This window comes from Microcystis sp. LE18-22.4A, from assembly GCF_027531105.1.
Taxonomy (GTDB): Bacteria; Cyanobacteriota; Cyanobacteriia; order Cyanobacteriales; family Microcystaceae; genus Microcystis; species Microcystis aeruginosa.
This window is the reverse complement of record NZ_JAPZRB010000589.1, coordinates 1-20,945: the sequence shown is the minus strand read 5'-3', so window position 1 is coordinate 20,945 and position 20,945 is coordinate 1. Positions and strand designations below refer to the sequence as shown.

At 44.9% G+C, this 20,945-nt stretch carries 14 protein-coding genes; 10 read left to right on the top strand and 4 right to left on the bottom strand.

What is annotated here, in order from left to right; all coding sequences use genetic code 11:
* Positions 1-283: 283 nt before the first annotated feature.
* On the top strand, positions 284-469 hold the full coding sequence (locus tag O9295_RS25320) for a hypothetical protein (protein WP_002736073.1): 186 nt from the start codon (positions 284-286) through the stop codon (positions 467-469).
* Here the strand turns inward: O9295_RS25320 and ctpC are convergent.
* Positions 459-1,751 (bottom strand): carboxyl-terminal processing protease CtpC, encoded by a 1,293-nt coding sequence (ctpC, locus tag O9295_RS25315; RefSeq protein ID WP_288036053.1) that lies wholly within the window; start codon positions 1,749-1,751, stop codon positions 459-461. The two genes, O9295_RS25320 and ctpC, sit on opposite strands and share 11 nt — an antisense overlap.
* Positions 1,752-1,996: 245 nt before the next feature.
* On the opposite strand from ctpC, the gene O9295_RS25310 reads away from it, so the two are divergent.
* The 9 genes from O9295_RS25310 (at position 1,997) to hisA (ending at position 14,611) form a co-directional block, all read left to right on the top strand.
* Positions 1,997-2,818, top strand: coding sequence for a cell division protein FtsQ/DivIB (locus O9295_RS25310; RefSeq protein WP_288036051.1), 822 nt, complete (start codon positions 1,997-1,999; stop codon positions 2,816-2,818).
* A gap of 192 nt (positions 2,819-3,010) precedes the next feature.
* Positions 3,011-4,258, top strand: a complete 1,248-nt coding sequence (gene ftsZ, locus O9295_RS25305; protein ID WP_002756934.1) for a cell division protein FtsZ — start codon at positions 3,011-3,013, stop codon at positions 4,256-4,258.
* A 6-nt stretch (positions 4,259-4,264) separates the two neighbouring features.
* A complete protein-coding gene (thiD, locus tag O9295_RS25300) occupies positions 4,265-5,065 on the top strand; it encodes a bifunctional hydroxymethylpyrimidine kinase/phosphomethylpyrimidine kinase (protein WP_002756932.1) in 801 nt (266 codons plus the stop codon).
* A gap of 509 nt (positions 5,066-5,574) precedes the next feature.
* On the top strand, positions 5,575-6,789 hold the full coding sequence (locus O9295_RS25295) for a lipase family protein (protein WP_288036049.1): 1,215 nt from the start codon (positions 5,575-5,577) through the stop codon (positions 6,787-6,789).
* The gene (locus O9295_RS25290; RefSeq protein ID WP_288036048.1) at positions 6,782-7,951 is read left to right on the top strand and encodes a caspase family protein; all 1,170 of its coding nucleotides are present in this window, start codon (positions 6,782-6,784) and stop codon (positions 7,949-7,951) included. Before O9295_RS25295 ends, O9295_RS25290 begins: the two co-directional genes overlap by 8 nt.
* The gene (locus O9295_RS25285; RefSeq protein WP_288036047.1) at positions 7,942-9,567 is read left to right on the top strand and encodes a VMAP-C domain-containing protein; all 1,626 of its coding nucleotides are present in this window, start codon (positions 7,942-7,944) and stop codon (positions 9,565-9,567) included. The genes O9295_RS25290 and O9295_RS25285 overlap by 10 nt, the downstream gene beginning before the upstream one ends.
* Positions 9,568-9,571: 4 nt before the next feature.
* Positions 9,572-10,654: an AAA family ATPase gene (locus O9295_RS25280; RefSeq protein WP_288036046.1), complete on the top strand. Its 1,083-nt coding sequence runs from the start codon at positions 9,572-9,574 to the stop codon at positions 10,652-10,654.
* Positions 10,654-13,278, top strand: a complete 2,625-nt coding sequence (locus O9295_RS25275; protein ID WP_288036045.1) for a formylglycine-generating enzyme family protein — start codon at positions 10,654-10,656, stop codon at positions 13,276-13,278. The genes O9295_RS25280 and O9295_RS25275 overlap by 1 nt, the downstream gene beginning before the upstream one ends.
* 571 nt (positions 13,279-13,849) lie before the next feature.
* Positions 13,850-14,611 (top strand): 1-(5-phosphoribosyl)-5-[(5-phosphoribosylamino)methylideneamino]imidazole-4-carboxamide isomerase, encoded by a 762-nt coding sequence (gene hisA / locus O9295_RS25270; protein WP_288036044.1) that lies wholly within the window; start codon positions 13,850-13,852, stop codon positions 14,609-14,611.
* Here the strand turns inward: hisA and O9295_RS25265 are convergent.
* The 3 genes from O9295_RS25265 to O9295_RS25255 form a co-directional block, all read right to left on the bottom strand.
* Positions 14,608-16,377 (bottom strand): beta-barrel domain-containing protein, encoded by a 1,770-nt coding sequence (locus O9295_RS25265; protein ID WP_288036042.1) that lies wholly within the window; start codon positions 16,375-16,377, stop codon positions 14,608-14,610. The two genes, hisA and O9295_RS25265, sit on opposite strands and share 4 nt — an antisense overlap.
* Positions 16,378-16,599: 222 nt before the next feature.
* Complete coding sequence (locus O9295_RS25260) at positions 16,600-19,569, bottom strand: peptidase domain-containing ABC transporter (RefSeq protein WP_288036041.1); 2,970 nt, start codon at positions 19,567-19,569, stop codon at positions 16,600-16,602.
* 76 nt (positions 19,570-19,645) lie between these two features.
* Positions 19,646-20,407, bottom strand: a complete 762-nt coding sequence (locus tag O9295_RS25255) for a peptidylprolyl isomerase (RefSeq protein WP_288036040.1) — start codon at positions 20,405-20,407, stop codon at positions 19,646-19,648.
* Between the last annotated feature and the right edge of the window lie 538 nt (positions 20,408-20,945).

Sequence of the window (20,945 nt, the reverse complement as noted above, 5' to 3'; positions counted from 1 at the left end):
TTCTATTGTATTTAGTGTCTTTATATATATTTCTGAAACTTTCAGGGATCAGTTTTGTGGTTTGTGGTTGGTGGGTTGGGGGTTGGGGGTGGGGGTGTGGGGTGTGGGGTGTGGGGTGTGGGGTGTGGGGTTTGGGGTGTGGGGTGTGGGGTGTGGGGTGTGGGGTGTGGGGTGTGGGGTGTGGGGTTTGGGGTTTGGGGTTTGGGGTGTGGGGTAGGGTTGATTCATGAATCAACCCTACTATGAATCAACCCTAGGGTTTGGGGTATAAGGAGAAAAATCTATGGATAATAGCGCACAAAACTGGTACATTGTCCAGGAAAATACGGGAATTTGTCAGATTATAGCCCTAGAAAATGGAAAAACCCCAGTCAATGGTCAATACTGGGGTCCCTTTGCCGAGCGGGGAGAAGCGATCGCCCGTCGGGTGGGTTTAATTCGAGCGGGCAAATGTCAACCTATTGTTTAGCGGTATTGGTGGGCGTTTTTTGGCCTTCAGTGATTTCTTTTTCCAAGATTTCAAAACCCTTCTTGAATTGAGGATCCTGGAAGGTTCCCACCCGATCCCGTTCCTGTTGAAGATTTTTGCGATCTTCCTCGCTCAGTTCCGACTCCACATCAGGATGAATACCATCTTTATTGATGTCGCGTCCTTTGGGGGTGAGATACTTGGCAATTGTCACCGCTAATCCCGAACCGTCACTGAGATTGCGTACCGATTGCACTAATCCCTTACCAAAGGTTTTCGTACCGACAATAACCGCCCGATCATGATCCTGTAAAGCTCCGGAGAGAATTTCACTGGCACTGGCGGAACCACCATCGACGAGGACAACCAGCGGTTTATTAGTCAAAGCTTGATTGTTGGCCCGTTGACGTTCCGTCACCCCTTTGCGATCGACCGTAGAGACAATTAAACCATCAGGTATCCACATCCGAGCGATTTCGATGCTGGCGTAGAGTAAACCGCCGGGGTTAGAACGCAGATCGAGAATATAACCTTTCACCTCTTCGGTTTCCAATTCGCGAATCGCTTGACTCATATCGCCACTAGCTTGGGCGCTAAATTGATTAAGACGGATATAACCGATTTTACCGATCGGGGTGTTTTCCGTGTGGGCGCGCACCGGGTGAATTTCAATTTTGGCCCGGGTAAGAGTCAATTCTTTCTTCTCCTCACCCCGTTGAATCGTGATCTTAACGCTTGTCCCCACTTTGCCGCGGATCATGCTCACCGCTTGATCGAGTTCCATGCCTTCGGTAGATTTACCATCGATAGAAATAATCACATCTTTAGGCAGCACACCAGCTTTAGAAGCGGGAGTATCTTCAATGGGTGAAACCACGACTAACTGCTTAGTTTTCTCATCTTTGGTCAGTTGAATCCCTACCCCGGTCAATTCTCCCGATGTATCGATCTTCATATTGTTAAACTCTTTGGGATCCATAAAACGGGTATAGGGATCATTGAGAGTTTTCAACATCTCGCGGATAGCGGTGTATGCTTCCTCTTGATTTTTGTAGGAACGATTTAAATACTGATTGCGGATGGCGTTCCAGTCCGATTGATTAAAAGTGCCATCTAAATAAGTGCGGTTGATGATCTGCCAAACCTCATCAACGGTTTCCTTGGGACTTTCCTGAAAAAAAGCTTGACTTTGAGAGAGACGGAATCCCGCCCCCGTGACGGCGACGGTAGACAGGACCACTGCTGTAGCACCGAGAACAAGTCCGCGTTTGTTGATAACCATAGGTAATTTTCGGATAAATTAGGCTGTTCTTGCCAGAACGCTCTTTCTGGCTGACCGTCGAAATATCTTGGCAAAAAGGAGCGTTTAGGTTTCCTGGAGACAGACAAAAGAACGCCTGTAGACTACTACTGTTATAACATTTATTATCTCTTTCTTTGTCAAACTGGTTATTTGAGTAGCGATCGAGTTGCCAGCAGCCCACCTCGCGACCTAAGATAACAGCAAAACTGCCCTAGATTTTCCCTATGAGTGATCAAATCCTTTCTTCCCTCTCCCTAGAACAAAAACGACAAAACCTGCGCCACCAAAGGCGATCGAAGGTGTGGCAAGCCTTGGGTCGCTTTCTGGTGGTTAGTGGTTTAGCGACGGGATTAGCTTGGGGGATGACTTCACCCTATTGGACAATTACCAAGGCCGGACAGGTGGAAATCGCAGGCACGGAATTAATGTCGCCCGAGTCGATTCGTGCTTGGCTAAAATTAAGCTATCCTCTGTCTCTCTGGGAATTACCTACCCATCAATTGCGAGAAAAATTAGCAGCTATTCCCGCTATTGCCGACGTTAAGATCGAGCGGCAATTATTACCCCCGAAAGTGATTGTTTCTATTCAAGAAAGAAAACCTGTTGCCCGTTGGCGTTCTCATCAACAGCAAGGTTTTTTAGATGCCACCGGAACGATAATTCCTCAAAACTATTATGGTCGAACTCTGCCCAAAACCCAATTACCTAGCTTAGAAGTGCTTGGTTACGACCGACAATATCAACAACAGTGGCAAAAAATTTATCCCTTAGTTGATAACTTATCGATTCAAGTTACCGCCATCGATTGGCGCAATCCTAGTAATCTTGTACTAAAAACTGAACTGGGACAGGTCTATTTAGGTTTTTATAAAGATAGATTGCCCGAAAAATTAACCGCTCTCGTACAATCGCGGCAATTGTCATCCAAGATACCTCTAGCGCGAATTCTCTACATTGACCTGAGCAATCCCGATGCTCCCACTGTACAATTAAAACCGCAGCCAGCCCCTATCGTTGCCAAAGTAACGGCAACTGGTAGGGATTAACTGGAATTAATCAGCAAATAACCGCAATTATTCCCTTTATGTATTGCCAAAAACCCCAAATTATGATTTTCTGAACCAGAAACTGATAATGTAGATACTGGAACCGACATAATATTAGTGATAGTGTTAACATTGCATCTCTAATTCATCAAATCAATAACAGAATCTTGTACTAAGAGTGTTCCAATTCCAATGACATCGATTAATGAAATCGTTCCCACCTATCCCAATCTGAACAGTAACGATTATGCCAGTTCAGCTATGAGCGAAGATAATCATTACTCTCAGAATAATGCTGGAGTATTATTTACTCGCCCCCATGAATCACAGATGACACCCCGAGAAGAAAGTCGTAGTAATCGCATCGTGCCAAGCAATGTCGCCAAGATCAAGGTGATCGGGGTCGGCGGTGGGGGCTGTAACGCCGTTAACCGCATGATCGCCAGTGGCGTGACCGGAATCGAATTTTGGGCAATTAACACCGATGCCCAAGCCCTAGCCCACTCCTCCGCCCCCCAGAGGTTACAAATCGGGACAAAATTAACCCGCGGCCTAGGGGCGGGCGGCAATCCGGCGATCGGACAGAAAGCGGCGGAAGAATCTCGGGATGAAATCGCCCAAGCATTGGAAGGAACCGATCTAGTCTTTATTACCGCCGGGATGGGCGGCGGCACGGGAACGGGGGCCGCTCCAATTGTGGCCGAAATTGCCAAAGAAATCGGCTGTTTGACCGTGGGAGTTGTGACTCGTCCCTTTACCTTCGAGGGTCGTCGTCGCACTAATCAGGCCGATGAAGGGGTGGGCGGTTTACAAAGTCGGGTCGATACCCTGATTATTATCCCCAATAACCAGTTATTACAGGTAATACCCGCCGACACTCCCCTACAGGAGGCTTTTCGCGTCGCTGATGATGTGCTGCGCCAAGGGGTACAGGGGATCTCGGACATTATCACTATCCCCGGTCTGGTGAATGTGGATTTCGCCGATGTGCGGGCAGTGATGGCCGATGCGGGTTCAGCCCTAATGGGCATCGGCATCGGTTCCGGAAAATCTCGGGCTAAGGAAGGAGCGATCGCTGCTATTTCCTCGCCGTTACTGGAATCCTCGATCGAAGGTGCGAAAGGCGTAGTCTTTAACATCACCGGCGGTCAAGATCTAACCCTACACGAAGTCAATGCCGCCGCCGAAATTATCTATGAAGTGGTGGATCCCAACGCTAATATCATCTTCGGGGCAGTAATTGACGAGAAAATGCAGGGAGAAGTCAGAATTACCGTCATTGCCACCGGTTTTTCCGGCGATTCCCCCTCTCGTCCCACCAGTAGCAAGGTGGTGATCAATGCCCCCGCACCCAGTCCGGCCCCGACTCCCGAACCACCAAAACCGGCGGGATTAGATATCCCCGAATTCTTGCAACGTCGTCGTCCTTTTGATCGCTAACCGCCTATGACTGCCATTGCCCTCACCATCGCCGGTTCCGATAGTGGTGGCGGCGCGGGAATTCAAGCGGATTTGAAAACCTTCGCCTTCCACCGAGTTCACGGCACCAGCGCCCTTACCTGCGTTACCGCCCAAAATACCCTAGGGGTCGAGCGCATCGAGTCCCTAAGTCCAGAAATGGTAACGGCCCAAATCGATGCCGTGGTCGGGGATTTTGGTGTGCAAGCGGTCAAGACAGGAATGCTGTTTAGTAGCGAGATTATCGAAGCGGTGGCCGAGGCGATCGAGCGCTGGCGTTTAACCAGTTTAGTGGTGGATCCGGTTATGGTTTCGCGGGTAGGAGCCAAATTAATTGATGATCGGGCTATAGATAGTCTTTTTGATAGTTTAATTCCTCTGGCTTCGATTATTACCCCTAATCGTTACGAAGCACAGCTTTTAAGTGGCATTGAGATCAATAATTTTGAGGCGATGAAAGCGGCCGCCGAAATTATTTTCCAGAAGTCGGCCACACCAGTATTAGTGAAAGGTGGCGGCATGAAAGGCCGGCTGCGTGGGGTTGATATCTACTTTGATGGGGAGGAATGGGAAACTTTTAAGACCAGAAGCGTCGAAACCAATAATACTCACGGGACTGGTTGTACCCTATCGGCAGCGATCGCCGCTAACCTCGCTTTGGGTGATGACCTGAAAATAGCGGTGAAAAAAGCCAAGGATTACGTTACTAACGCCCTCGATCATTCCCTCCCTATCGGTCAAGGAACCGGTCCTGTGGGCCATTTTTACCGCTTAAAAGCCCTAAATTAGTCGATTCATAACCACTACGCCGCGTATTTCCCCCCAAGTACCCCAGAGTTGCACTGGTCGCCCCTCGGTTCCCCTCTCGGTCTATAGTCGCACAGTGCAAATCGCACCGGGTACTTTGCCCGATTGAACTATTGAGATCTAGCCAAGAGAAATAGCTTGGCCTTTTTCTCCGGATGACCGACAAATTCCGCAATGTCTTACACTTCATCACCGTCCGGCCCCGGCGGCGAGGATGTCAATTGGGTCGATTTCTCCTCTACCATTGTACACGGTTTATCGAAGTTGTCGATGGTCCGGCGGCGAGGATGTCAATTGGGTCGATTTCTCCACCAGAAAACCTTTTAGTCTTGAGATAATATTGGGTAGGGGTCTGATGGTCTCCGTATCCAATCGGTAGGTCGATGGTCAGGTGGGGACGTGAAGACCTTGTTTTGAGTCAGAGGATAGAGAAGAGTGAAGAAATTGAGTATCTTGAGTGAAGAAATGAGTCGGTTTGATGGGGTAAGTCGATGAGACAATGGGATTGGAACCTAGTTTTTATCCACGGTACTGGGGTACGAGAACCTGCCTATAGCAAAACTTTTAGTATCATTATCCGAAAATTGAAAGAACGCAATGAAAATTTGCGTTTTCATAAGTGTTACTGGGGTGGTTCCCTCGGCACAACGTTAAATGCTGGGGGACTATCTATTCCAGTGTCGGATCGAAAAAAAGCCTCAGAAACCGATTTAACTGATGAAGACTACGTTCTGGGTTTATGGCAGTTACTATATCAAGACCCACTCATCGAACTGCAAATCCTAACCATAAGTTCCGAGGATAAAGGGTCCGTTTTTGGGGAAAAGCTAGGCGAGGATTTGGATAATCGGGTTCGAGCCTTAAATCCATCCTCTAATCTGCAAGAAATGCTCGATCAAGCTGGCATTGGAGAGTTTTTTAGTCAATCCCAATCCATTATCGTCAACGAAAGCGATTATCAAAAAGCGATCGAATCCGCCACGGAACCATTAGGAGAATACCGCATAGCGATCGCCCGTGCGCTGGTAGCCCAGAGTGCTATTTTGGTGAGAGATAAATACGGGGAATTTGCCTTATCGGTTAATGGGGGATTACGAGATCAAATTGTCGAGCAAATAGCGGCGGAATTAGGGGGTACGGAAAAAGGAGTTTTGTCCGGCATAAAAGAGATGATTTCTGGTACGATCAGGCGTATTATTCAGAATAATCTCCAAAGAAAGCGAAATGGATTCACGGAAGAATATAGTGGCACTTTGGGAGATATTTTGATGTATCAAGCAAGGGGACAAAAGCTTAGAGACTTTGTTCGCACAACCGTTGAACGTCTGGAATATCCCACCGTATTAATCGCCCATAGTTTGGGTGGTATTATTGCCGTCGATTTGCTATTAGAACAACAATTACCACAAGTGGCTTTGTTGGTGACGATCGGTTCTCAATCTCCTATTCTTTATGAACTGAATGCTTTGGTGGGGATGGAATATAATCCCAATGCCAAGTTACCGGATACTTTCCCCGATTGGTTAAATATTTATGATCGCAACGATTTCCTCAGTTATGTGGGTGAGAAAATATTCCCTGGAAAGATAGAAGATGTGGAAATCGACAGTAAACAACCGTTCCCCGAGTCTCACGGTGCATATTGGAATAATGACAAGGTTTGGGATGCCGTTTGGCAGAAGATGGAGAAGATAGTTAATGGCTGAACCATCGACAACGCAAGCTATTCTAGTTGGCATTGAAAGGTATGCCGATTCTAATGCTATCCCGGATTTGAACGGTCCGGTCAATGATGTTCATCGGTTCTGTCAATGGTTACGATATCGCAATGTGCCTCCCGAAAATATTTCGGTTTTCGCATCTCCACTCGATCGCAATGTCGGAATTGTTGACAAGATTACCAATCTCATCGATAGTAAACCCTTAGAAGCAAGCAAAGATATAGTCAATAAAGCTCTGCGTGAAGAAGCGAGAAAAAAAAAGGCGAGCTTGTTTTTCTTGTTTTGGTCGGGACACGGTTGGATCGTCCCTCAAGGCGATCGTCGATTGATTTATGCCGATGCGACAATGGAGGACTTGAAGAACCTTAATTTAACTGCCCAGCTTAATGCTATGCAGACCGATTTATATAAAAATTTACCTCAGCAGTTATTAATCTTCGATGCTTGCGCTAATTCCCAATTATTAAAGATAACTCCACCTGACGATCTTCCCCCTATCGGTAAACATTTGCCAAGTCAACAACAAATGGTCATGCTGGCGGCTAATCCGGGAGAATATGCGATTAATAAAGGCGACGAACAAACGGGTATATTTTCACGAGAATTATTAAATGAATTGAGGTCATTAAAAGATACAGGGGTTTGGTTGTCAGATATGGAGGCGGTTATGCAGAGTGTGCAGCAGAAGTTCATCAAACTACGAGAGGATAGGCAAACCAAGCAAACTCCTTCATATCTTTTATATCAGGACTGGGCAGGTAATAGAAAAGAACGATTTAGCGAAATTGAGCCAGCCACTAAAACAAGAGAACGAGATAGTGTTCAGCTACCTCGCAATTTAACTATCCAAGAATTAGGACTATTGCGCGATCTTTTTTTACAATGCCAGTCAATGCAAGATCCCCAAAGTCGAAAAGATATTATTTTGAATCTCAGGAAGGAAATAGCCAATAACATCATCATGGAAGGTAATGCAAACAGTGTAGTATTAAGTGCAATTAAAACTTCTCGTGGTTATTCAGGAGGATTGGCGGAGCTATTAGACGTTATTGATATGCTCTACGAAAATGATTCTGTTGCCATGCAAAATTTAAGAAAAGCCACGATACAAATGTTGCCGGAGGAGTTTCCTTTAGAATGTTGTTGAGTGTTCCCACTAAACCAAGTGATCAAGGATTCAATCGGCTGATTGATGCCTTGGAGAATTGCCCTTCTATTCAAGATCCCCAAAAGAGAAAAGATATAATTGGTTTTTTGAGTGTTAAAGGTGTGGAAGAACGAAGCGATATGCGCTCTTCATTATTGGGTATTTTAAAAGCATTAAGCGGATTTATAGATAAATTTTGTGATTTAATAGATGGGATTAATTTTTACGAAAAAGATAGTGTTTATTACGATAGTTTAATTGCAGTTATTAGTGATATTGCTAAACAACAACAACAAAAAAAAATGAGTCAATCTCCTAAGACAATTACTCTTTTTGATAATGAGAATATTGAATTACCAAATAATAATTGCGACGAATTATTTGAACGTTTATGGTCGGGAATATGCCCGATTCTCGATGAAATCGATTGGAAAGATATTTGGCAAGCCTGTTCTAATATTGAAGAAATAAATAAACATGAAGATGACAAATTTTATATCAAGAGTTTGTGTTTTACCAAGAATTATGAATTATTAAAACAAGTATTTCTTGATCAGTATAAATCCACAGCATTGATAAATAAATTAGCTCAATCATTAGGTGATAACGAACGTATAAAATCATGGTTAGATGAGGCTAATTGCGGTTTGAAAAAAACTGAAATCTTACCTATCTCTGAGATTAATAAAAATAGCTCTTGCTTGCCACCGATATTATTAATTATGATTGACAGACTTGCCAATGGAGAAAATCAAGATACATGGAACGTGAGGGGACAGTTTAAATTTCGGGATGAACTATCTGAAATTTCATTATCTAGAGATAAAAAAGGCTTTGATTGTCCTAAATTTGAAGATATTCCGAGAGCTATAAAAGCATACATCGATTATCTTGAGAGTGAGCCTCAATTTCGAGATAAAGCAATTGATGAATTAAGAATAGAAGTATTTATTCCAATTTTTGATTTACATTCTAATTTAGATAATTGGGTAATAATTTATGAAGAAGAAACACCTAGATCATTGGTATTAAACTACCGACTATTTTTACGAAGTAGAGAACGCATACGGAAAAATAGTCGCATCGGATCACTCAAAAAAGGATGGGAAAGAATCGATACTTTTTTGAGAGATAATTGTCGGGAAATATCTAAGAATATTCTAGCTAATGAAATAAAAAATACTCAAAAATCTAATATAATTGAGATTGGAAATAATCAAATCTCTAATTGGAAAGAACTAGAGATTTTTATGAAAAATTGCTCGAATCTGTGGGGGATTATATTAAAAGGTTCTCTCTTTGTCGATAAATTTGAGCGTATGAGGTTCTTTGAGTCTATTTTTGATAGTGGTATTCCCATCGCCGTTTGGAATTGGGATATTATTCCCTCAGAAGTACAATTTGAACAGGAATTTACACAATGTCTGAGTTGCGATAATTTATCCGATCGATGTCGTGGTTTACTGGAAAAAACTTGGGAACTAAGAACTGTTTCATGGGGAACCAGGACTGAAACAGAGCGTAAACAGTATCCTGGTTATTATCTCGGTATGTTGTTAGAAGACCCAGAAATCTTGCCAGAAGAAAATCCCTTACAAACAATAGGAGCTAAGTAATAAAATGGTAGAAGAAACTAAATCAGTTCACTGGCAACCGTTTAATGGTCGGGGAGAACAGCTATCTGAAACTCTTAATCTTCCCTCTCCACCTCCTTGGAGAAATTTCGACAGACCTATTCTCGATCGAGATAGCGATCGCTGGTCAGAATTATTGAAACTTGTCGAGAAAGAAAAAAAAGATCGCGAGCGCGGTGAAAAATTCCGTTTGTCAGAAATCGCTGACAATGAAACCAATTCTCAAAATGCTCAACTTCAGGAAGCTATCGATTTGGTGATCGCCGGAGTAAATGCGGCTTTATGCTTGCGTCGTCCCCTGTTAGTGACCGGTCTTCCCGGTTCGGGGAAAACTTCCCTGGCCTATGCTTTAGCATACCAACTGAAATTGGGTCCGGTTTTAAAATGGTCGATTACGGCTCGAACAACTCTTCAGGACGGTTTGTATCGTTATGATGCGATCGCCCGTTTACAAGAATCAGAACCCGATGGAAAACAAGATATTGGCTCTTATATCACTTTAGGAGCTTTGGGTACGGCATTTCTTCCTTCAGCTTTGCCCAGAGTGTTGCTAATAGACGAGATAGACAAAAGTGACATCAATTTGCCCAATGACCTCCTCAATCTGTTTGAAGAAGGCGAATATGAAATCCCCGAAATAAAACGCTGGACAGAGAAAAACCTCGGTCAACCAGTTTCAGTTTTTACCTGGGATAAAAATCTTCATCCCGTCGAGCTAAAGAGCGGAATAGTGGGATGCAATGCTTTTCCCATCGTCGTTATGACCAGTAACGGGGAAAGAGATTTTCCTCCAGCCTTCAAAAGACGTTGTATTAGAATCAATATGCCCAATCCGGGTATTAATAATCTTAAATCCATAGTCAAATCTCACATGGGTGATGAATATTTTAATAAGTCTAGTGATCGCATTGGTCAATTAATTACAGATTTTCTGGATAGAAAAGATTTGGCAACGGATCAACTCCTCAACGTTGTTTATATGTTGACTGGTGGTCCAGAATCCACTCTCGATCGCAAATCTTTGACAGAGTTATTGTTTAAGAGTTTGAACGATACGGAGGGATTATAATGAGCGATGCTTCCGCATCATTGAAACCGGATCGATTCAAAAGGTTACTTAAGACTCTCAATCAGTCAGAGCTAGAAATGACCGGTTACGAGTTGGCCGATTTGTGTTGGCTATTGCTCCATTGGCCTCAAATTGTAGAAACTACTGAAAGCAAAAGTGAAGAAGAAATTGAAGATGATTCTTCTAATGGTAATAGTTCTTCATCCTCATCTGAATCCAAACAAAAGGTTCTAGGGAAAGAAGAAGAGAAAAAAACGGAACCTGTGGGACACTTATTCCCGCGACAACAAAGCAAAGATTCATTCGTTGGTGGCGGTGGCTCTTTAACTTTTCCAGTCGATAATCCGTCGGATTTGGGCAGTTCTCTATCTTTGGCAAGAGCTTTAAAAACATTATTGCGGCGCGTACCTACACAGGATTGTCCAAGTATTTTGGATGAAGTCCGAACAGTGGAAAGTTTTGCCGCAACTGACCAAAAAATCTTGAACCCTGTTTTTAAACCAACTTTAGAACCTTGGTTAGAACTAGCATTGGTATTTGATCGCAGTCCGTCGATGGATATTTGGCATCAAACCTTAACGGATCTTAAAACTGTACTACAACATTACGGTATCTTTCGTGATGTACAGGTCTGGCAATTAGCTTTCAAGGAAAATAATCTATTTCTTTATAAAGGATTAAGCAAGACTAATTCTAGAGTTTATCATCCTAAAGAATTACTCAATCCGAATGGCCGTCGTCTCATTGTAGTAGTTAGTGATTGTGTGGCATCCTATTGGCGAGATGGTAGGATGTTTCCGCTTTTAAAATTGTGGAGCCAATCGAGTCCATTAGCTATATTGCAAATGCTTCCAGAATGGCTTTGGCTGAAAACTGGCTTGGGATTGGGAGCGAAAGTAACTTTGTTTAGTGATGAACCGGGCCTAACTAATAGTCGATTAAAATTTAGAGATGTGCTGATTTGGGAAAACGTCTTTCGTGAACAGAATCGCTTACAGATTCCTGTTTTTACTTTAGAACCTCTCAGTGTCGAACGATGGAGTAGTGTAGTCGTGGGGCGCAGTGACACTAAAGTGGCAGGATTTGTACTGACCCCCGATACCAAAGAAGAATTAGAACCCGAGGCCGAGCTAAATTTAACTCCAGAAGAAATAGTTAGACGATTTCGCAACAATGCCTCACTTTTAGCTCAAGAATTAGCTGAATTGTTAGCGGCGACACCGACAATTTTTCTGCCCGTAGTTCGATTGATCCGTAAGGAAATGTTACCAGAAGCAGGTCAAGTCCAAATCGCAGAAGTATTTTTAGGCGGTATTCTTCGCGTTCGTTCGTTAGGGATTAAGGAAACCGACCCAGATGCGGTACTCTACGATTTTATCAATCCAGAAGTAAGAGACATTTTACAACTCAGTTCTACTCGCTCTACTACAGTAGATGTATTTGATCGCGTCTCCAAATATATCGCCAAACAACTGAACCTAGAATTGCGGGACTTCCTCGCTGAATTGAAAAAACCCTCAACAGAAATAGGTGGAGATATACAGGGTGTTATTCGTCCTTTTGCCGAAGTGTCGGCCAGAATCTTAAGAAATTTGGGCGGAAATTATCTGGCCATTGCAGAGCAACTGGAGCAAACGGCAGCCCGTACCCCTGGTTCTCAAACGTCACAAAATACGCAATCAAAGAAAGTTCCAGTTTCAGTTAATCCAGTTTCAGTTAAAACGTTGCAAAATTTAGAATTGTTATCATTTAACTTTGAGGTGGTGCGAGTAAATGCTAAGGGTGAGCAAATCAAAAAAGAGTCGAAACAGTCCCAATATTTCAGGGAAGATTTGGGCAACGGCATCACCTTAGAGATGGTTGCCATCCCGGGGGGAACATTCACGATGGGAACAGAAGACGAGGAAATCGAAAGACTGGTGAAAAAATTTAATTGGGAAGGATTTAGAAGGGAAAGACCACAACATCAAGTGACCGTCCCACCCTTTTTCATGGGCAAATATCCCGTCACCCAAGCTCAGTGGATAGCGATCGCTTGCCGCACCTACTTAAAAGTTGAACTAAACCTCAAGCTTAATCCATCTCGTTTCAGGGGAGATAACAGACCCGTCGAAGAAGTCAACTGGTACGATGCCGTCGAGTTTTGTGCGAGATTGTCCAAGCTGACGGGAAGGGAATACCGACTCCCTAGTGAGGCGGAATGGGAGTATGCTTGTCGTGCTGGAACCACCACCCCATTCTACTTTGGGGAAACCATTACCGGGGAATTGGCTAACTACCGTGCCAGCGGAACCTACGCCGGGGAACCGAAGGGAGAAGATCGAGAACAAACGACTCCCGTGGGGCAGTTTCCGCCCAATGCCTTCGGACTGTACGATATGCACGGGAACGTATGGGAATGGTGTGCCGATACCTGGCACGATAATTATGACGGTGCGCCGACGGATGGCAGTGCTTGGATAGAAAATGGGGATGATAATCGTTCTCCATTGCGGGGCGGTTCTTGGTTCTACGTTCCTGATTACTGCCGTTCTGCTGACCGCGACTACCCCTACTACTACCGCCGCGACTACAGCGACTACAAGGGTTTTCGGGTGGTGTGCGGTGCTGGGAGGACTCTGTAACCCTTTTTCTCTTTTTTCCCTTTTTACCCTCATTCCCTATTTTTTCTCTTTTCTTTTCTTTCCCGCCCTTAGGCGGGTCGATTTTTTTGAGAAAATGGCGTTAATGTTAAATTTTATTAAGGCAATGAAAGAATTATCGGTTATCATACTAAATCCGTTGAGTATGGGCTACATATCAGGAGAGGCACTCATGCAAAAGGGGGAATAAATAGGGTTTGCTGAAAAAGCTTTTCGGTGGTGGCAGGGTGTGGGGTGTGGGGTGTGGGGTTTTACCCATTTTCAGGGGGTCAATTACCTAATTTTCAGGGAAAAAGTCCCGGAATTTTCCCCCCAATCACTCCAAAGGTCGGCACTTTTTGAGGGAAAACAAGTCTAAAAGTCTTATCCAACAAGGTTTAACGATGTATCTGTTTGTAACTGAAGAGCCTCAAAATCTTTGTGGACAATGCTTTGAGAGGGATTGTTCCCCTGTCAGACTCAAAACTGATCACTGATCACTGATCACTGATTCAGGGCTGACGGCTGGTACTATATAATGAAAAACGCTCCTTAGTTAGATATTGAGAAAAACATGGAAGTTATCCCCGCTATTGATATTCTCGATGGCAAATGTGTGCGACTTTATCAGGGAGATTACCAACAATCGCAGGTTTTTAACGATAATCCCGCAATAGTGGCGCGAGAATGGGTCAATCAGGGGGCAACCAGATTACATTTAGTTGATTTGGATGGAGCCAAAGAGGGTAAATCGGTTAATTTGTCAACTATTGAAACAATTCTTAATGATATTGCCATTCCCGTACAGGTGGGGGGTGGACTGCGAGATCTAGAAACGGTGAGTAATCTCCTAAAAATCGGGGTAGAAAAGGCGATTTTAGGGACAGTAGCCGTAGAAAAGCCAGAATTAGTCAGCGAACTTTGTCAAAGCTTTCCGGGGCAAATAATCGTCGGTATTGATGCCCGCGGTGGTAAAGTAGCCACCAGGGGTTGGTTAGAAACTTCCGAGGTAGAGGCGATCGCTCTTGGTCAAGATATGGCAAAAAGAGGAGCCAGTACGATTATCTACACTGATATTCATCGAGATGGCACCCTTTCTGGCCCTAATCTCGCCGCTTTGCGAGAATTAGCCGAATCTGTCGAGATTCCCGTGATCGCCTCTGGGGGCATTAGTTCCCTGACGGACCTACTGAGTTTATTGTCTTTGGAACCTTTAGGAGTAACGGGAGTAATCGTGGGCCGCGCCCTTTATACCGGTGCAGTTAACCTCTCGGAAGCGATTAGTGCGATCGGATCGGGCCGTTGGCAGGATCTACCCCCGAATTTTTTCGCTTAACGGACTTGTTTGAGAGTATCCACCTGTTTATTGAACATATCGGTAAATAGTCCCAAAACAGTGCGATTTTCATTGACTTTGATGTTGACACTCACGGACATCCCCGATTGCAGCGGCAGAGTCGATTGATCTTTCAAAACTAACTCTTGACTGTTCAAGCGTACCCGGACGGGGAACCGATAAAAACGGTGAGTTTCGTCGGGGGGTAAAGCATCGGAACCGATCGAGATTACTTCTCCCTTAATATCGCCGTATTCACTGTAAGAAAAGGAATCAATGCGAATATCGGCCTTTTGTCCCACGCGCACAAAACCGATGTCTTGGTTAGTCACATCCACCTCTGCCACTAAACAACCTTTAGCGGCATCTTTGACCTGGGTGGGACAGCCATCGGGAACAAGTTTTAATAATGCTTCCGCTTGACTCGGTTGGGGAACAAACCCGGGCCGCGCCTTGAGATCAAAGACCACACCATCAATCGGGGCGGTAATTTTTTGATATTTAATGGTCTGTTGTGCTTGACTAATTTGACTATCTAGTTCGGCAATGCGCTTGTTGTTATCAATAATAATGCGACTGATCTGACTATCGATTTCAGCGATCCGTTTTTGATTGTCCGCCATTTTATCGCGCACATCTTTTTCGGTGATTACTGTGGTATTAATCAGCTTTTCTCCCGCTTGGGAGATCAACAGGGAATAACGCTTTTCTTCCTGTTCCAGGCGGGAAATTTCGGCGATGCGGGTTTGTACTTCTTTCTCTTGTTTTTCTCGATCGATTTCGCCGTTAGCCTCTTGCTGCTGCAGTTCATTTTGACGGTCAGTGACTGACTGTTTTTGTTTATTAATCTGATAACGGGCGATCGCTCCTTCATCCCCCAAGGGTTCAATATCCTTGAGAATATTACGCTCGATATCCAAGCTTTCTTGGCCCTGTTTCATCGAATTGGCATTACGAGTCTTAATTTCTTCTAAGACTAAGCGATCTTTGATTAATTGCGAGCGGGCATCGGCCAACTGTACCCTGGTTTGGGCCAATTGTTTTTCTAATTGTTCCATTTCCAATCTAGCGGCCGCTTGTCGAGAATTGGCCTCCCGTCGGGCAGCCGCGAGACGGGCTAATTGCTCCCCTTGTAAAGCAGAACTAGAAGCACCTTCACTGACCTGTGCTTGATAAAGTTGATTTTCCGCCACTAAAGCGGCACGATTACGGGCTAAATCGGCGATTTCACTCGGTAATTTTAATTGAGCGATCGAACTTTCCACTGCTGCCGGTGTCAGATCCTGCGCCATTAAGAGACGATAGAATTGATTTTCCTTCTCAGCACTGGTGCGAATTTTTCTCAAGGATTCTAACTGCACTTGCGAGGCACTGGAATCCATTAAAACCAGTACATCACCTTTGTTAACTCGATCGCCGTCTTTAACTTTAACTTCCTGTACTACCCCATTCACCGGTGCTTGTACTTCTTGCACTTTGCCCTGGGGTTTAAGTTGTCCTTGAGCGCCGACCACCTGCTCGATTTTGGCGAGCGCTGACCAAATTAAAGCGGCAGTGGTGACACTCATTAATGTCCAGATAATCGTCCGCGACCAAATGGGTGATTGTTTCAGGATCACCGATTGTTCTGGTGGGCTGAAAGTGGGTAAAGAAGGGGTAATACTTTTATTTTTCGTGGTAGTGGCCACGTTTTTACCCGCTTGGGTCAGTTCATCGCTTTTGCCTTTGCCGTTGCCGTTTTGACCGTTGTTAGAATTACCGTTCATGGGGATTCTCCTATATTTAGGGTTTGCTGAAAAAGTTTTTCGTGGGGGTAGGGTGTGGGGTGTGGGGTGTGGGGTGTGGGGTGTGGGGTGTAGGGTGTGGGGTGGTCACTGCGTGCGCGTTGCGGGGGGTTTTGGGGTATTAGTTGAAACTTCCCCATTTCCCCATTTCCCCATTTCCCCATTTCCCTATCCCCTATCCCCTAATCCCTGTTCCCTGACTGACTAGATTTGCGAATCCTGTTGTTTATAGAGGGTATAGTAAAGGCCTTTTTTGGCCATTAATTCCTCGTGGGTGCCTTCCTCCGCTACTGTCCCTTTATCCATCATGACAATAATATCGGCGGATTTGATCGAAGCTAAACGATGGGTAATAAAGAAGACCGTATGATCCTTGAAAGCTTCTTTGAGATTCAGACACACTTGCCGTTCGGTGTTATAGTCGAGGGCGCTGGTGGCCTCATCAAGAATGAGAATTTGCGGTCTTTGCAGGACGGAACGAGCGATCGCAACCCGTTGTCGTTGTCCCCCCGATAGGGATGCCCCCCGTTCACCGACGCGGGTATTATAGCCATTGGGCAGGGTCATAATAAATTCGTGGGCCGCCGCCGTTTTCGCTGCCGAGACAATTTCCTCCACAGTCGCATCGGGGTTAGTCAGGGCGATATTTTCCTGTACCGTACCGTCAAATAATAGGGTTTCTTGGGGAACCATGCCGATTTGACGACGGAGGGAATAGAGTTCCACTTTGTTGATATCGTAGCCATCGATGAGAATCCGTCCCGATTCTGGTTCGTAGAGACGGGCTAACAATTTAGTAATGGTACTTTTCCCGGCGCCACTTTCCCCCACCAAAGCGACAAAAGTACCGGCGGGGAATTCTAAATTGACGTTGTATAGTTGCAGGGGTCCGTGGGGATTGAAGCGGAAAGCGAGGTTTTCGTAGGTGACAGTGCCTTTAATTAAGGGCATGGGGATATTTTGGCGATCAAGTTCCGCTTCTTGGGGAGTATCGACGATATCGGCTAATCTTTCCAGGGATAAGCCGGTTTCTTGGAAGTTTTGCCAGAGTTGGGTCAAACGCAGAATCGGCGAGGTAACGTAGGAAGCGATAATCCGGAAGGCGATTAATTGACCAAGGGTGAGTTTTTGGTCTAAAACTAAGGCCGCTCCCACCCACAGCACTAATAAACCCGATAATTGGTTAAAGAAGTGACTAAAGGAACCGGCCAAAGTTGAGGTCATGACCGTTTGAAAACCTTCGGCCACATAGCGCGCATAACGCTCTTGCCACTGCCAACGGGAACGCAATTCGATATTCTGTGCTTTCACCGTTTGAATTCCCGTCATTACCTCCACGAGATAGGATTGGGTTTCGGCGTTTCGTTCGGCTTTTGCTCGCAGTTGTCGCCGCACGATCGGTGCGAAAATAGCTGTGGAGAGAACTAAAATCGGCACGACTCCCAGGGCCCAGAAGGTTAAAATCGGGCTATAGATCAACATAACCACGATGTATATAACCGAGAAAATGGCATCTAACACCACCGTTAGGGCTGTACCTGTTAAAAATTGCCGAATATTCTCTAATTCGTTGATTCTTGTCGAAATTTCCCCCACTGGCCGCCGTTCAAAGTATTTCAGGGGTAAGCGCAGCAGGTGATCGATAATTTCTGAACCGAGGGTCATGTCGATGCGGTTAGTGGTATCGACAAAAAGGGATGTTCTCAAAAAGGTTAAAATTCCCTCAAAAACGGCAATTACTAACAGGAAAACCCCGAGGGTATTCAAGGTTTCCGGGCTATTCTGCACGATCACTTTATCGATGATCACCTGAATCATCAAGGGATTGGCCAGGGCAAATAACTGCACGAAGAAAGAAGCGATAAAAACTTCTATTAAGACTCGTTTATGTTTCTTGACAGAAGGCCAAAACCATGATAGGCCAAAACGCTGTTGCTGGGTGTGTTTGGTGGGTTTGAGCAGAATCACTTCCCCTTTTTCGCCCCAAGATTCCAGAAATTCGCTGGTTTGGCGTTTAATTATCCCCCTTTGGGGAACAGCGATCGTGGTTTCCCGTTGATTAATTTCGTAGAGGATAACGATGCTGTCTTGCCAGCGAATTAGGGCAGGAGGGTTGATATTGGGCAAGGAAGAAGCATTTAGGGGTACTAATTGGCTATGGAGTCCCACTACCTCGGCTACAGCCCCACACAGGGGCAGGGAAAGGCTGCCGGTTCTTTGCAGTTGATCCCCTAGGATGCGTTGGATCACGTCCTTGCGAAAGGGGATATTAAAATATTTGCAGAGCATCTGAAAACAGGCACTCACCGCCTCTAGTTCCGTTTTTCCCCCGAAAAAAGGATATGACTTGCGGTTTTTCTCGACAGTTTTTTCAAGGTCGATATCGCTGGTGATGTCGCTTATTTTTCCCTGGGGGATATCTAATACCTGGGTGGGTTTATTTCCCTTGATGACTTGGGTTTCTAGGATATCATCCGTTTCTGTTTCCGCAGCCGCTTCGGTTTCCACTGTCAAGAATTCATCTAACTGGTCGGAGGAAAGACCTAATAAGCGGGTGTTAGTCGGATTGTTCTGGGTGATAACTGTGCCGATAGGATAATTATCGGTATTTTCGCTGACTAACCAGAGATAATCATCGTTAATCTGGTTGTAGGACACACAAGCTTTGTTTAAAAGAGCCTGAGCAATTTCTTTCAGGTCCCCCCCACCCCAGGCCTGTTGATTAAGATAGGAGCCTAGGAGAGCATAAACTTCAGCGATCGAGGTTTCTTTAAAGAAATGTTCCTTAAATTCGGGGTAATTATTGATTAAAGACCAAAAATCCTCTTGTTTTAAGGTTAAACAGATCGTGACTTCCGAAGAAGCGATCACCGTTTCACAGGGGGTAGCGCGCAGAAGACTGATCCACCCGAATAAATCCCCCGGCTGTAATTTAGCCAAAGTGACCGGCAGCGGATTGTTTACCCTAGCATCGTAACCCAAAAGTCTGGCCTCTCCCTCGTAGAGAAGGACGAGGTGGGAGGGTAAGCGATCGCACTTGAGGATCGCATTGCCCATCTCATAGCGAAAGGGTTGTAATTTCTGGCCGAGGGAACGTCTAACCTCGACGGGCAGGCGATCGAAGGGCTGTACGGTCTCCAGAAAGGCGGTAAAATCTAAAGTGGTATAACTCATTGGCTAGGCGAAAATTGACTAGGTTGGCAAATAATTAGGCGAAAAGACTAGGTTTACCCAGTGTTGCAAGGAAATGCTATATAATCGATCCCTGCTCGCTATTGACTGGGTTTGATTCGGAGATAAATTTCACTGTTTGCATTTGAGCCGTTAACCATTGTTGGAATAAATCATTGCGTAAGCGTTGACGGGTGAGAGGATCCAGTTCACAGGATAAATATTTTTCCAGTCGGACAATCACGACCCATTCTCCCACTTGCGTCGGTGGCCACAGTTGCCCCGGTTTACTTGCCTTGAGAATTTGCCCGATCTGGGGATGGGGGGCGCTCAGTTCCACCGGTCCGATTAGTCCTCCGGTTTCCGCTTCTGAGCCTTGGGAGTATTTTTTGGCTAGTTCAGCGAAGCTATTTTCTCGATCCTGTATCCGGAAAAATATTTCCTGGGCAATGCCGATATTTTTTGTCCGAATCAGCGAATAAACCACCTTATCCAATTGATTTTTGACTTGCAAGAAGTAGGATTCTACTTTGTTATCCCAAGTCTCCTGTTTAAATGTTTCCAATTTAATGTCCCGCAGAATTAGATATTCTAGTTGTTCGGAATCCATCCCGTTTTGTCGTAACCAGGATTTCATTTGTTCATCGTTGGCAATTTGATTATTTTGATAGAAACGGGAATAGGCGGCGTTTCTTTCTTCGGGATTGCAGGTGATATTGGCGATCGCTTGCTCGATAATTACTTCCCGGATTAACTGGGGTAACATACCATATTTTGCCAAAAGAGGCAAGACCTGTGACTGGTTAATTTTTTGGTCGCCGATTTCAATAATTGAACTCATAATAAATACATTTTCCTCTCAGAAATGTTTAAAACTATCAACTCTAGGAGCTTCTAAATTTTATTGAGGTGATTATACGTCAAAACAGCAATTTTAAGGCATTCCTCCCTATTCTAATCTGAGTTTTCCCCTGTGAAAGCCGAAAATTACAGAAATTAAAGAAATAAGTCGGTCATCTCGGCGGGGGTGGTGAGGGGAAGTGATCCGGGTCCGGCCGATGGGCTCGCCCAAAATGCTGCTCAGCAACCCCTAATTACGCCTCTAATTGACTAGAATAGAATTCTTGCAGAAGTCGGGGAAGGGGGAAAGGGGAAATTTTAATCTTTAACCCTTAACCCTATGATATGCAACCGTTCTATTAAACTTACTCAAATCTACTCATGAGCAAATTTGACGTTAATTTCCTGCTTCAAGGTAGCAGTGTCGGCACTATCTACTCCCCAGGCTGACACGGTGGAACTCACCGCCAAAGAAGCTAGATTGAGACTAGCGTTCAAGTCTCTATCACAAACAAAAGAGCATTGTTCACAATCAAAAA